This is a genomic window from bacterium (assembly GCA_026129405.1).
In the GTDB taxonomy this organism is placed as follows: domain Bacteria; phylum Desulfobacterota; class Binatia; order DP-6; family DP-6; genus JAHCID01.
Genome location: JAHCID010000001.1, coordinates 182,231 through 196,360, shown reverse-complemented (window position 1 = coordinate 196,360; position 14,130 = coordinate 182,231). Strand labels below are relative to the sequence as shown.

General features: G+C 70.8%; 9 protein-coding genes. 5 read left to right on the top strand and 4 right to left on the bottom strand.

Going from position 1 to position 14,130, the window contains the following annotated elements; genetic code table 11:
• Positions 1 to 6 precede the first annotated feature (6 nt).
• The 4 genes from KIT14_00945 to KIT14_00930 all read left to right on the top strand — a co-directional run bounded on the left by KIT14_00945 (position 7) and on the right by KIT14_00930 (position 7,387).
• On the top strand, positions 7 to 2,211 hold the full coding sequence (locus KIT14_00945) for a glycosyltransferase family 39 protein (GenBank protein ID MCW5889095.1): 2,205 nt from the start codon (positions 7 to 9) through the stop codon (positions 2,209 to 2,211).
• A 143-nt stretch (positions 2,212 to 2,354) separates the two neighbouring features.
• On the top strand, positions 2,355 to 3,800 hold the full coding sequence (locus KIT14_00940; protein MCW5889094.1) for a sulfatase-like hydrolase/transferase: 1,446 nt from the start codon (positions 2,355 to 2,357) through the stop codon (positions 3,798 to 3,800).
• A 25-nt stretch (positions 3,801 to 3,825) separates the two neighbouring features.
• Positions 3,826 to 6,444 carry a hypothetical protein gene (locus KIT14_00935; protein ID MCW5889093.1) on the top strand — a complete coding sequence of 873 codons (2,619 nt, stop codon included), beginning with the start codon at positions 3,826 to 3,828 and terminating at the stop codon, positions 6,442 to 6,444.
• A gap of 34 nt (positions 6,445 to 6,478) precedes the next feature.
• Positions 6,479 to 7,387 (top strand): prolipoprotein diacylglyceryl transferase, encoded by a 909-nt coding sequence (locus tag KIT14_00930; protein ID MCW5889092.1) that lies wholly within the window; start codon positions 6,479 to 6,481, stop codon positions 7,385 to 7,387.
• Here KIT14_00930 and KIT14_00925 read toward each other — a convergent pair.
• The 4 genes from KIT14_00925 to KIT14_00910 form a co-directional block, all read right to left on the bottom strand.
• Positions 7,384 to 8,922: a hypothetical protein gene (locus KIT14_00925; protein MCW5889091.1), complete on the bottom strand. Its 1,539-nt coding sequence runs from the start codon at positions 8,920 to 8,922 to the stop codon at positions 7,384 to 7,386. The genes KIT14_00930 and KIT14_00925 overlap by 4 nt on opposite strands.
• Positions 8,923 to 8,952: 30 nt before the next feature.
• The gene (locus tag KIT14_00920) at positions 8,953 to 10,191 is read right to left on the bottom strand and encodes a hypothetical protein (protein MCW5889090.1); all 1,239 of its coding nucleotides are present in this window, start codon (positions 10,189 to 10,191) and stop codon (positions 8,953 to 8,955) included.
• Between the two features lie 105 nt (positions 10,192 to 10,296).
• Positions 10,297 to 11,847, bottom strand: coding sequence for an acyl--CoA ligase (locus tag KIT14_00915; protein MCW5889089.1), 1,551 nt, complete (start codon positions 11,845 to 11,847; stop codon positions 10,297 to 10,299).
• 36 nt (positions 11,848 to 11,883) lie between these two features.
• The gene (locus KIT14_00910) at positions 11,884 to 12,759 is read right to left on the bottom strand and encodes an isocitrate lyase/phosphoenolpyruvate mutase family protein (GenBank protein MCW5889088.1); all 876 of its coding nucleotides are present in this window, start codon (positions 12,757 to 12,759) and stop codon (positions 11,884 to 11,886) included.
• 89 nt (positions 12,760 to 12,848) lie between these two features.
• Here KIT14_00910 and KIT14_00905 point away from each other — a divergent pair, with 89 nt between their 5' ends.
• Positions 12,849 to 14,129 (top strand): hypothetical protein, encoded by a 1,281-nt coding sequence (locus tag KIT14_00905; protein ID MCW5889087.1) that lies wholly within the window; start codon positions 12,849 to 12,851, stop codon positions 14,127 to 14,129.
• Position 14,130 lies beyond the last annotated feature (1 nt).

The window sequence follows — 14,130 nt, the reverse complement described above, 5'->3', positions numbered from 1 at the left end:
GCGGCGGTGACGCGTCGCGAGGCGGCCGCGGTGTTGGGCGTCCTCGCGGCGGGCGCAGCCCTCCGGCTGGTCCTCTGGTCCGGCTACGGCCTCGGCGACGATCCCGGCTACTGGCATAGCTACCACGACATCTATGCCTCCGGCATCTGGAACGAGGATCGCGCCTACGACCTGCGCTTCGCGTTCTCGCTTCCGGTCGCGTGGACGATGCGCCTCCTCGGCGACGGTGAGGTCGGCTTCATCGGCTTCGTCACGTTCTGCAGCCTCTTGAATCTCCTTCTCGCGTACGGCCTGGCGCGCCAGGAGTGGGGGCACCGCTGGGCGCTGGTCGCAATGGCGATCCTCGCGACGCTGCCGCTCGACGTCCTGTCGAGCACGCTGTTCGTGATCGACATCCCGCTCGCCACCTGGTGCTTCGGGGCGTTCTGGCTCTACCGGCAGGCGTGCGCCGCACCGCCGGGGGGCGCCCGGGTCGCCTGGGGGGTGGCTGCCGCCGTCGGCCTCTTCCTCGGCTACTCGACCAAGCAGTGGGCGGCCATCGTCGGTGTCCTCTTCGCGCTCGAGGCCTTGCGCGATCCGCGCCGCACCTGGCCGGCGACGGCGGTCTGCGGCGGCGGCTTCGTCGCGCTGGTCGGCGCCTACTTCGGTTGGCAGTGGCTGCGCTTCGGCGATCCGCTGCACGACGTCACGGTCGTGCGCCGGGTGGCGGCGTTCCTGCCGCATGACTGGCACAACCAGCTCGACTACGCGCGGATGCTCTTCCTCCCCAACGAGTACGGCACCCGCTTCGCGGGCTTCGTGCCGCACCTCGCGATCGCGTTGGGCGTCCTCGTCGGCTGGCGGCGGCCGGGCTCGTGGCGCTGGCTCGCGTACTTCCTGCTCCTCTTTGTGGCCCTGACGTCGGCGCCGTCGCACCGCGAGAAGGGGCAGTGGGTCATCCTCGTGCCCCACATCTTCCGCTACCTCTGTCTGCTCGCGATTCCGATGTGCCTGGCCCTCGCGGGCGGGCTGCGCGCGCTGGCGTCGTGGTCGGTGTCGATGGCCGGCGCCGCCGTCGCGGTGAGTCTCGTTCTCGGCGTGTGGCAGTCGATCGGGCTGACGGCTCCGACGCGCGATGCGTATGCCGAAGGACGCGCGGCTGTCGCGCTCCTCGCGCAGCATCCGGACGACACGGTCCATCTCGATTACGATCTCGCCTGGCGCTGGATCGCTATGGGCCTGCGTCGGCCGGGCAGCGCGCGCGTGCGCATCCTGCGCGGGGAGACGCCCGGGGCGCGCGCCGCGGAATACCGGGCGATCGCCGACGGCATCCTCGTGACGGGTGGGGCGCGCCTACCGTGGTACGGATGCCATCGCTGTACGGCGAACCTCGACGAATACCCGATCCCCGGCACGTGGCGGCTGCTGGAGGAGCGCGCCGGAGCGCCGGCGCTCTACCGTCGCGAGCCGCTGCGCGTGTGGCGCGTCGATACGGTTGGGCCTCGGGCCGAAGACCTGCTGAGCAGTCAGCGCGACTGGCAGATGCGTGCGCGCACGTTGGCGACGCTGCTTGCGGCGAACGAGGTGGAGCTCGCGGCCGTCATGGGCGAGCGCATGCTCGTTGTGCGGCCGCCGGCGTGGCTGCCGGGGGTGCGCGCTGACGTCGCGCGTGCCTGCTTGCGCGTCGACCGCCCGCACTGCGCGCGCCGCGCGTTCGAGGATCGGCCCGCGCTGATCCTCGATCGCGATGCCCTCGTCCTGCTCGTCGAAGCGACGCAGCGCACGGCTGCCTTCGACGAGGCGCGTGCGCTCGTGACCTTGCTCCAGCGTCGCTTCCCGGACGTCCCACTCGAGCCCGCGATGACGGAGATCGCCACCGGGGTCGCCGCGGGCATAGCCCAGTATCAGGTGGGCCGCCTGTGCGACGCGCGCGCGACGCTCGAGGACGTGTGGAGCGATCCCGAGGTACCGGACGCGCTGCGCCGGCGCGCGGCGCATCACCTCGGGCTGACCCTCTACCGGCAGCGCGATCTCGCCGCAGCCGACACGCTCGCGGACGCCTACGCAGCGACGTGGGGGCGCGACGACGTCTGGATGGAGCTGCGGTACCGGCGCGGCGAGGCCGTCGCGCGGAGTGATCCGGCGGCCTCGCGAGCAGCGTTCGAAGCGATTGTCGCGGAGGCCCCGGAGTCCGTGTGGGCAGGGCTGGCGCGGCAGCAGCTCGGACGGTGAGCGCAGAACGTCGGCCGATCCGTCGGCGGATTCTGTCTGCCGGCGATTATCTCGCGTCGTGCGCTGAATCTAATTGACTGCGAGGAAGCTTTCAGGGTACCGGCGGTGCCGGATCGCCATGAAGGCGATCATGGGGGGCGACCATGGACGGCGTCCGGAAGGCGAGGGGTCGCGCGCGAAAGCTCGACCTCCTCCTCGTCATCGTCGATTCGCTGCGGGCCGACGCGATTGATGCGACGGTGACGCCGTTCCTCCATGCCCTTGGCAGGCGCACCGTCTGGTTTCGCCGCGCGCATGCGACGGAATGCTGGACGCTCCCGACGCACCTCTCGATGTTCACGGGGGCCCTGCCGTCACAGCACGGGGCACACTTTCGGGCGATGGCGTACTGGGCGAGCGGCCCCACGATGGCCGAGCTTCTGGCCGCAGAGGGCTACCGGACGACGCTCGCCACTCGTAACTCCGTGTTCGACGGCACGCTGCCCGGCGTCACGCGGGGATTTACGCACGTACTGCGGCCGCTCGGCGAGCTTACCGGATCCGCACGACCTCTCGCGACGATGCTCGCGCTCGCCAAGCCCCGAGTCCGGCGTCTCGTGCGAGAGAGCGGGTTCTTCCACGCGCTCCAGAAGGAGAACCGGGAATTTCTCGTCACGCTGGCGCGTCTCGCCGTTCCCGCCGACCACCTCGTCCTGGAGCACGCGGCGGGGCGCTTGACCAGCGGACGCGGACCGCGCCGCCCCGAGTTCCTGTGCCTCAATCTCTACGACATGCACGCCCCGTACCCGCCGACGGCGTCCTCGCCGTTGCGCTCGTGGAGGTCGCCAAAGGGGGCGATTGAGAACGTGATGCTGCCGTTCGTGCTTCCGCGCATCGCGAGCCACGCCTACCTGCGCCCGGGCTTTCGCTTGCTGCCAGGGGCTCGGTCTATGCTTCGTGCACGCTATCGCGCTGCCGCGGCGATGATCGATGTGCGGCTGGCGGAGTTCTTTTCCCACCTGCAGGCGCAGGGAGCTCTGGAGCACACGCTAGTCGTCGTCACAGCGGACCACGGCGAAGCGTTCGGCGACCACGGACTCTGGCTGCACGATGCCTCGACTTACCAGTCCCATCTGCACGTGCCTCTCTGGATCCACCATCCGGGTGTGGCGCCGGCCATCGTCGACGACGTCGTCAGCACGCGCGATCTCTTCGGGCTGCTGACGGCGGTGGGTCGGGGCCAGGGGCTGCTGGACACGATCCTCGACCCCAAACGCCGTGTGCGACGTGCCGTCGCGCTCGCCGAGCACTTTCACTATCCGCACGCCGGTCCGGTCCATGCACGATTCCGCAGCGATCAGGCCGCAGCGATCGTCGGGCGACGAAAGGTGGTGCTGCGCGACGACGGAGCTCTTGCCTACGACCTCATGTCCGACACGGCAGAGGAGTGGCCGCAGCGGGCCGACATCGAGGAGTTCGAGCGAGTGTGCCGCGCGGACGGCCATCCACCCGAAGCGATCCAGGTGGCCATGGACCATCTCCGCGGCTGGAGAGCGCGCTTCCGGTCGCGGGCAGGCGGCGATCCGGTCCGGCGTGTGGCGTTTGCATGATCCGATCCAGGATGGAGGGAAGACGATGCGTGATTTCGGTGAGCGGATGGCGATGTCGTTCGCGACCGCCCTGCTGTGCGCAGCGCTGTGCTCGGCATTTCCGGGAGTTCGTGTAGCGTCGGCGGCGCTCTCACCGACGGATGCGACGAACCTGACCGCCGCTCTGGAAACCCTGACGACGACCTGGGACAACGGCGCACTCGCGACGGCGAGCGGCATCATCGAGGACACCGACTACGATGCGTCGGACTTCGAGGCGTTCTTCGAGACCTACTTCAACACACAGGACCATCCCGTCACCGCAACGCTGGCGTTGTATCTTGAATCCAAGTCCTTCTTCTGGCCCACGGAGACGAGTCGCCAGGTGCTGCAGGAGGCGCTTATCGACCCATTGTGGACGCGGGTGACAGACATCGTGGCGGCGCACCCCTCGGACCTGGGAACCCTGATGCGTACGAACGCGAACGAGCGCGAGACGCTCTTCGAGGTCCATCGGTGGTTCGCGAAGCTGGCCAAATACGGCACGATAGATACGCCAACGCGGGAGACGATCTTCGATCGCTACGAGAGCCACATCACCACGTACCCGCAATACTGGAGCGACGAAACGACCATCGTCGCGACCCAACAGCCTCTCGTACCGCAGCTGCGTCTGCAGGTCTGGCTGAGCTTTGTGGGGATTCTGCCGCTCACGCCGACCCGGAAGACGGACATCGCGACCGCCCTTGAGCTGGGGGGCGTGTCGGCTCCGAAGCTGGACATCTGGGACGACCACTCTGTGCTAGTGGTAGAGAACAACGGCTTCAGCACGGATCAGCTCATCGCGATCGACGATCTACTCAGCGCCGTCGATCCCGACCTGCACAATCTTGGGCACATCAGCTCGATGGACACGTTCTACGCGGCGGGGTCAGCGCGGCCGATCGTCGCGAAGGGTCAGACGGGAAATCTGATCAACTACTACTTCACACTCGCCGGGAATCAGGTGGCGTTCGGCTTCGATCGCAGCAGCGGCGGACTCGTGATGGTAACGTCGTCCGCCCCCGTGGTGTCCGGCGCTTGGAACCACGTCGTCGGAACATACGACGGATCAGCGCTTCGCGTGTACGTCAACGGCGTCGCCGCCGGCAGTACGGCACTGGCGATCGGTCCCGCGACGAGTTCGACGCAGCCGGTAGCGATCGGCGGGTCGATGTTCGGGACGCACATGTTCGGCGGGATCGATGGTGTGAAGATATACTCCCGTGCGCTCTCAGGGGCTGAGGTTCTCGACGCCTTCAACGGTGATCCCGTATCGACGACGGGACTCGTCGCCCACTGGGCGTTCGACGAATCGAGCGGGACGAGCGTCGCCGATTCGTCGGGCAACGGGCATACGGGCACGAACTCCGGGGCGACCATCACCAGCGGGCAGCAGGGGAACGCGCTCCTCTTCGATGGCGAGGACGACGTCGTCAGCATTCCCGATGCGGTGGCGCTGCGTGTCTCGGGCGACATGACCATCGAAGCATGGGTGCAGGTGCTCAACGAGGTGATCTTCCCGGTCACGGCGACGGACGGGGTCAACGTGTTCGACACTGCGGTGGGAGTGCCCAGTAACCCGTTCCCGCCGGACATCTCTCCATTCTACACGGACGCGTTCACGAACGTATTAGCCCATGAGCTGAATCACGTCGTCGATGCGTTCACGGTGGTTCCCGATACGGCGCTCCAGAGCCGCAAGACCGCGCTCATCGCGCAGGCCGATGACGTGGTGCTCGAATGGCTTCGGAGCAACGTGCTGACCGGAACCGGCAACGACGCATACTTCGTGCAGTTCCCACAGGAGGTCGTCGCCGGGCTGGCCTCGGACATGTTCGCCTCCAGCGCGCATTCCCTCGCGCTCGCGCTGTTGCGCTTCGACAACGGCTATCACGAGCCGCTGAATCAGGTCCTCTACTTCCTCGATATCTACTCGCGCGGGACGAACGTCACCAAGTTCTACACCATCGACGACGAGGCCGCGGTGACGGTCGACGACGTTCCGGTAACGCGCGACGCGAACGGACATATCGACTCGCTGCGCGTCGGCGGACTGCTCTACCAGTTCACCACCGAGCCCGACGGCGACGTGACGGCCTACAACGTCTGCGGCAACGGCGACGTCGAGGCGGGCGAGGAGTGCGACGACGGCAACCTCGAGGATGATGACTGCTGCTCGTCGACCTGTGTCGCCGAGACGCTCTGTGACGACGGCGACGCATGTACGCTGGCGTCCGTCTGTCACGAGGGCGTCTGCGTCCCGGTGGCCCCGCAGTCGTGCAACGACGGGAATCCCTGCACCAAGGATACCTGCAATCCGACGACGGGATGCGAGTCCACGGCGCAGACGTGTCCAGCCGCCCAGTGCGGCAACGGCGTTCTCAACGCGGGCGAGGAGTGCGACGACGGCAATAACTACGACGGGGACTGCTGCTCGTCCCGGTGTACCTACGAAGCGTCCGGAAGTGCTTGTTTTGACGGCAGCTTCTGCTCGATCGGCGACACCTGCAACGGCAGCGGCAGTTGCGTGCCCGGCACATGTTCCGTGCCGGGGATGGCGTGCGGCGCCGTCTGCGGGCTCGACCTGACGTGCGGTGGGATGGGCGGCTGCGTGTGCCAGTGATCCGCCATCCCGGTGCCCGTGAGCGGGATGGGTCGTGCAGCGCACGCTGATCGACCTGCCGCAGTTCGGGGTCGTCGTCTCCGGCTATGGGGGCCTCTTGGCGCTCGCCGCCGCGGTCTGCCTTCTGGTCGGCCCGTGGTGGGCGGCGCGCCTCGAGGGCCTCGATCGGCGGGCAGTGCGTCGTGCGCTGCTGCTCGTTGCGGTGGCGCCGTGGATCGGCGGACGCCTGCACTTCGTACTCAACAACTGGGCTCTCTTCGCCGAGCGCCCGAGCCGGATGCTGGCGCTTACCGACGGCGGACTGCACGCCGCCGGCGCCATTCTCGCGCTCGCGCTCGCCCTCCCGCTGGGGGCACGATGGGCGGGCGTTCCGCTCCTTCGCCTTGCCGACGGTCTCACGCCGATGGTCGGGATCGGCGTCGCCATCGCTCGGATCGGATGCTTCCTGAACGGCTGCTGCTTCGGCACCCCGTGCGACCACGGGTGGTGTGTGCGCTTTCCGTCCGACACCTTCGTTTTCCGCCAGCATCTGTTCAGCGGGCTCTTGCCGCCGCGCTCGACGATGTCGCTGCCCGTTCATCCGCTCCAGCTGTACTTCGCGGCAGTCGGGCTTCTCGTCGCGATCGTCGGCATGCGGGTCCACCGCAGGAAGCGGTTCGACGGACAGGTCGCCCTCGTGGGTCTCGTCATCTTCTCGGTCGGAGCGGCCGCCCTCGAGACGCTGCGTGCGAATGCTGCACCCCGTACCTACTGGGGACCGCTCCCGGCCCTCGAATGGGTCGCGCTCGGTATGACCGCGGCGAGCCTCGCCGTGCTCGTTTTCGCGCTCGCGCAGTGGGGCGTCGTCGGGCCGGGCTCGGCGATCCCCCGGCATCGCGCGGCGAGCGGGCGCTCGAGCGGCGAGTCCACTCGCACGCAGGGTGCTTCGCACGCCGAGGTCTAGCGGGCCACTCGTGGGCTCGGTGTTCGATCGTCGGGGCGCCAGGTTGCGGGCTCGATCTCTGGTCTGCATGGCAGCGCGACGTCCAGCAGCTCGATACGGTTCAGCTGTGCGATCGCAACGGTCCTGCCCCGGGCGCCGAGCGCTGCTACGCCGAACGGATCGAGCGGCGTGATCGGGCTCAATGGGACGTCGCCGAGCGGGCGGCCGTCGAGGCCGTAGAAGGCGAGTCGGCCACGGAACGCGTCGAGAGCCACGACGAAGTCGTCGCCGAGGGCGATGGGTGGGCAGTCGCCGCGCCGGTGTGGCATCGGCGGTGTGATGCGGGCCGGAAAGCGCCGCCGTACGGCGCCGCTGCCGGCGTCGAGGAGCACGAGCTCGCCGTCGCCCGCGAGCACGAGCGTGTCGTCCACCCCGGCGAGGCCGGTCCACCGGCCTGGCGGTAGGGTGAACGGGGCGGGCGGGTCGCTGTGCAGCGCACCCGAGAGACCGTCGACGGCGAACCAGCGCCCGGCGGCCGCGGCCGCGCAATGTCGCCCGACCGGGGGCAGTCCCGCGAGCGCCCGGCGGCCCGTCTCGGCGCCGTGCTTCAGCGTGACCTCGTGCGCGTGGCGGTCGAGCACGCGCACGTCGTCGTCGGCGAGACGGACGGCGACCGGCTCCGCAACGCTGGCGCGCGTCTGGCCGAGCCATGCGAACGCGTAGCTACCGATCGTCCAGGTGTCCGCGTCGTCGGCGTCCGCTGCCGACGTCGGGCCGATCACCGTGAGCGCGTGGTTGTCGATCGTCCGGACGCTGCGCTTCGCCGCCGTGGCGCACGATGCCCACGCGATCGGTGGCTCGAGCCAAGCGCGCAGCGCCGCGAGCGCGGCGCCGCGTTCGTGGAGGGGCGTGACGATCTGGAACGGCGGTGCACCGTCGCCGGCGGGTCGCATCCTCGGATACGGTGGGATGTCGGGAAGGTCGAGCGCCCGGCGGATGCCTCCGGCACGCTCCAGACGGTCGGCGAGCGACTGCTCCCACGCCGTGGGATGGCGGAATTCCCAGACGATCGCCGCGTCGCCCGCGGCGGCAAGGCGGGTTTCGAGGTGCACGAGGCCGTTCGTCCGGGTCGCGTCCCAGCGCTGGAGGACGCGTGGGGGATCATCCTCGCGCTCGACGTTCTGGAGCACGGCGTACAACTCCAGGAAGGCCTCGGGACGACCGGCAGCGCGGGCGCCGATGCGTCCATACATGGGCACGCCGGCAGGAGAGGTCGCGTCCTCGCGCTCGCAGTCGGAGTCGAACAGCACGATGACCTCGCCTCCCGCGATCGCGCGCTGCCAACGCCGTCCCTCCTCGACGCATTGCAGGCAGGCGAGGCCGTCGCCGAAGCCGCTCTCACCGAACGGGATGGGAACGCGGCCGGCCCGCGGCAACGCCGCGGCGAGTGCCGCCAGGGTCCCGCCGCTCCACGCTCCGAGTGCGAGCAGCAGCCCGGCGGCGACGGCGAGACGCCGCGGGCCGCCTCGACGCGCGACCTCGGTTCCACGCCCCATCAGCAGGAGCCCGTGGGCTGCGAAGGCGCACTAGGCCAGATCGAGCAGGACGAAGCGCCGCGCAGACGGTGTGCTCAGCGCCGGCAGCAGGAGGCCGCCCGCCGCGAGCAGGAGCCAGATTGCATTGCGCCAGGGGTGGCGGAGGCACGCCAGCATCCCGAGCACACCGAGCAGGGCGATGGGCAGCAGGACGAGGCCGCCGTGCAGCAGGCCGGGATCGAGACCGCCGCCGACCGGCGCCGCGGGCAGACCCCAGAGGGCGCGAGGATCGGCGGCGCGTGCGGTCCAGAAGTACCGGCTGAGTGTGTGCGGCAGCTCGCGTACGACCGTCTCCCAGGCACCTTCCAGAGCCGCGAGCATCGTGGCCTCGCCGCGCGTACCGAGATACCCAGGATAGCGCGGCCAGAGAGTGAAATCGCCCGCGTGGTATGCGGCCCAGGCGGCAGCCTCGCACGCGAGGCCGGCGAGCGGTGCGCAGAGCCAGCCCCGCCGCCCGAGTCGGCCCGGTCCGCGCGTGAGACCCGACACGAGCGCGACTGCTCCGAGTAGCGGCGCGATCCGGGCGGGGAAATAGTGCCACAGGCTCGCGAAGGCGAGCAGCCCGCTCAGCACGGACAAGAGGAGGCTGCGGCGGCGGCCCGCCGCGAAGGCGACCCAGACGACGAGCAGTGTGTGGGTGACAGCGGGAATCTGCAGCCCGCCGATGCGCGCCCACGTGACCTGGAGTGGCGCGATCGTGACCAGTGCGGCGAAGGCGAGGCCGAATCCGGGCGAGACGATCGCGCGCCCGGCCGCCCAGGCGAGGAGCGAGGTGGTGACGCCCCAGGCAGCGCCCACGACGCCGGGCAGGCCGGCGAACGGCCCGAGCAGATGCTGGAAGGCTGCGTGCACGCCGAAGAGCACGGGCGATTCCTGGGCCCAAGCGACTTGCGTGTTCGTCGCCAGGCGCCGCACGCTCGCGAGAAACCCGGCGTCGTCGAGCATGCGCCCCGCCACCTGCACGGTCGACTCGGAGAAGTAGAACCGGGGCTGCTGGGGTGCATCGAGGGCGATCAGGCGCAGGCCGAGTGCGATGAGGATCACGATGGCGAGGAGCGTCGTCTCCTCGCGTGCGCCGAGCTGTGCGACCGTCCGCCCGCGCCGAAGGCCGCGGACGAGCGCGATGCCGGCGAGGATCGCCAGCGGTGGTCCGAGGTGGATGTCGATGGTCGCGCTCGCGTCGATCCATCGCAGTGCGGCGATGGCGCCGGGGCCGATCTCTTCCTGCATCGTGTGCCGGAGCCCGATAGCACCGTGCGAGCTCAGCTGAGAAGCCTCGGCGTGTGAAAGCTTGCATCTTGGCTCTTCGGTCGAGATGCAAGACCGAAGCGGGGCTCACCCCGCCCGCCCGCGCAGCGCCTGCTTGTCGACCTTGAACATCGGCGTCACCGGCAGCTCGGGCAGCACCGTCAGCCGGTCGGGTCGCTTGAAGCTCGCCAGCTCTGCGCCGACGAAGCGGCGCAGCTCGCCCAGCGTCGGCGGATCGTCGGGCCGCCGCGGCGCGACGAAGGCCCAGCCGATCTCGCCGAAGATCGCGTCGGGCATGCCGAGCACCGCGGCGCGCGCGACCTTCGGGTGGCGCGCGAGCACGTCCTCGACCTCGGCGGGGTACACGTTGAAGCCGCCGCGGATGTACATCTCGCTGCGCCGGCCGCGCAGGCGGAGGTAGCCGGCGTCGTCGAGCCAGCCGAGGTCGCCGGTGTGGACCCAGCCGTCGGCGTCCAGCACCGCCGCCGTCTGCTCGGGGTCGCGCCAGTAGCCGCGCATGGTCGCGGGCGAGCGCACGAGCACCTCGCCGACCTCGCCCGCGGCGCACGGGCCGCGCTCGGAGTCGACGATGCGCAGCTCCACGCCCGGCGTCGGCTTGCCGACCGTGGTCGCGAGCAGCTCGGGGGCATCGTCGGGCAGCGAGCCGGTCGCGATGCCGACCTCGGTCGACGAGTAGCGCACCTGCACGCGGACGCCGAGCACGTCCTGCACGCGGCGGATCAGCTCGGGAGACGACGGTGCGCCGCCGAGCAGCACGGTGCGCAGCGAGGAGAGGTCGCGTCGCGGGCGGTCGGGGTGCTCGAGGAGCAGGATCGCCTGCGTCGGGATGGCGCCGAGGTGCTCGAGGCGCTCGTGCTCGATCGTCGCCAGCACCAGCGCCGGATCGAACGTGTCGTGCACGAGCGACGACCAGGCGTTGCCGACGTGGATGGCGATGCGCGCCATCGTGCCGACGTGGGCGAACGACAGGCCTGCGGCGAGGTGGCGCAGGAAGCGCGGCGGGCCGCCGGGATGTCGGCGGCCCTCGATGTCGGCGAGCGCCAGCAGGCTCGCGTGGGCGTACCAGGCGCCCTTCGGGACGCCGGTCGTGCCGCTCGTGAAGACGATGGCCGCCGGATCGTCGGCCTGCGCGGCGACCGGCGGCGGCGGCGCGTCGGGAGCGAGTGCGGCGACGGCGTCGCGCGTGCCCGCGGCGAGCGTCTCGGGCTCGACCCACAGCACCTCGCGCAGGTCGGGCAGCTCGGCGCGCAGCGGCGCCAGCAGCGCGCGGAAGTCGGCGTCGTGCCAGCGGGTCACGGCGACCAGCAGGCGGGCGCCGGAGCGGCGCAGCAGATGGCCGATCTCGGTGCGCCGGTAGCGGACGTTGATGCCGGTCGTGACCGCGCCGAGATGCGCCGCGGCGAGGTAGCAGATCTGGTAGCAGGGCGTCGACGGCAGCAGCAGCGCGACGACGTCGCCGCGGCGGGCGCCGTGCGCGGCCAGCGTCGCGGCCACGCGGCCGGAAAGCCCGGCCCAGTCGGCGTAGGTGAGGCGCTCGTCGCGGTAGCGGAACGCCTCGGCCTCGGGATGGGCGGTGGCGACGGCGTCGAGCAGCGCGGGCAGCGTGGTCGCGGGCACGGCGTGGCTTAACCCGGGGCGATCGACGCGGTCCAGTCAGCCGCGCGGCGTGTCCGTGAGCAGCGCCGCCTCGCGTGCGTAGAGCGCGTCGAGCCCGAGCACGCCGTTCAGCGCGTCGAAGCCGAGCAGGCGGTCGCCGACGGCGGCACTCGTGCCGTCGCGGGCGAGCGCGGCGTATGCCGTCTGCAGCGCGTGCGCCGCGGCGAGGATGCCGGTCACCGGCTGTACGACGAGGCGATGGCCGGCGGCGCCGAGCGCGGCGGTGTCGCGCACCGGCGTGCGGCCGCCCTCGACCATGTTGGCGACGAGCGTCGTCGCCGCGGGCACGGCGGCGCGCACGCGCGCCATCTCGTCGACCGACTCGGGCGCCTCGACGAAGACCGCGTCGGCGCCGGCGTCGGCGAAGGCGCGCGCGCGGGCGATCGCCTCGTCGAGGCCGACCGCGGCGCGCGCGTCGGTGCGGGCGGTGACGTGGAATGCGGTGCCGTCGCGAGCCCGCAGCGCCGCCCGCAGCTTGGGCAGATACTCGTCCAGCGGCACGACGCGCTTGCCGCGCATGTGGCCGCAGCGCTTCGGGAAGACCTGGTCCTCGAGGAAGCAGCCGGCGGCGCCGGCGCGGATCAGCTCGGTGACGACCGCCTCGACGTTGAAGATACCGCCCCAGCCCGTGTCGACGTCGACGATCACCGGCACCGACACCACGGCGCACACCTGCCGCGCGGCGTCGAGCATCTCGGCGCGGCCGAGAAAGCCGAAGTCGGGCCGCCCGAGACGCGCCGCCGACACCCCGAAGCCGGAGAGGAAGAGCGCGCGAAACCCGGCCCGCTCGGCGAGCCGCGCGGACAGCGCGTCGTAGACGCCGGGCAGCGCGAGCGCGCCCTCGGCAGCGAGGAGCGAAGCGATGGAGGCCATCGCCGCATCGTCTCGGGAGCAACGGGGCGGTGTCAACGTCGCGCTGCGTGGTTGCCGCCTACGGTGACCCCTGGCAGGCTGCGGCGCCGATGCCCTCGGTGCGAATCCAGCTGCCGCACTGCTATCGAGAGCTCGACCCGGCCGTCCGCCGCGAGATCGTCGATCATCCCGCGGCCGACGGCTTCCCGCTGAGCGGGGTGCTGTATCGCCCGGCGGAGACCGATCCCGACGTCGCGATCCTGGCGATGCATCCGCGCGTCGACTTCTCGCGCCATTACCTCGTGCCGTATCTGGTCGAGGGCGGCTACGCCTTCTTCGGCGCGACCACGCGCTACCTGAACCACGACGCCGACGCGCTGCACGAGCGCCTGCTGATCGACGTCGCGGGCTCGGTCGCGTGGCTGCGCGAGCGGGGCTTCCGCACCGTCGTGCTGCTCGGCAACTCCGGCGGCGGCTCGCTGTCGGCGTTCTACCTCGAGCAGGCGGCGAAGGAGCCGCAGGCGCGCTTCCTGCGCGCGCCCTCGGGCGATCCCGTGCCGCTGCACGAGACCGCGATGCCGATGGCCGACGGCCTCGTGCTGCTGGCGGCGCACCTCGGCGAGGGCCGCTTCCTGCTCGATCGGCTCGATCCGTCGGTCCTCGACGAGAACGATCCCATCGCGACGCATCCGGCGCTCGACATGTACGACCCCGCCAACGGCTACCGTCCGATGCACGAGGGACCGTCGGCGTACTCCGCCGACTTCCTCGCCACGTATCGGGCGGCGCAGCGCGAGCGCTGCGCGCGGCTCGACGCGCGGGCGTTGGCCTGGTGCGAAGAGGTGCGCTGGCACCGCAAGCGGCTCGGCGCCATCGACCAGGTGGCGAAGCTGCCGCAGGGCGAGCGCGCCTGGCTGTCGCGCAGTGCGTTCCAGCGGCGCTACTTCCTCATCTACCGCACGCTCGCCGAGCCGCGGAACCTCGACCCGGCGCTCGATCCGTCGCAGCGGCCGCTGGGCTCGATCTTCTCGTTCGGGCGCGATCCCATCGTCGGCAACTACGGCGAGGGGCTGGCGCGCGTCATGAGCGGGCGCGGGTGGCTGTCGACGTGGTCGGGGCTGTCGTCGAAGGCGTCGCTCGAGCGCACGCTGCCGGCGGTGCGCGTGCCGACGCTCGTCGCCTGCCCGCTCGCCGACCTCGACATCTACCCGTCCGAATGTCGCGCCACCTACGAGTGGTCGGGGGCCGAGGACAAGCAGTACGCGGAGATCCCATGGGCCGGGCACTACCTCTACCCGGCCGGCGTCGAGGGCGCCGCCCTGCCGCACCCGCAGGAGCGCTGCGCGCGCGACGTCCTCCTGCCCTGGCTGCGCGAGCGCTGGCCCGTCTGAC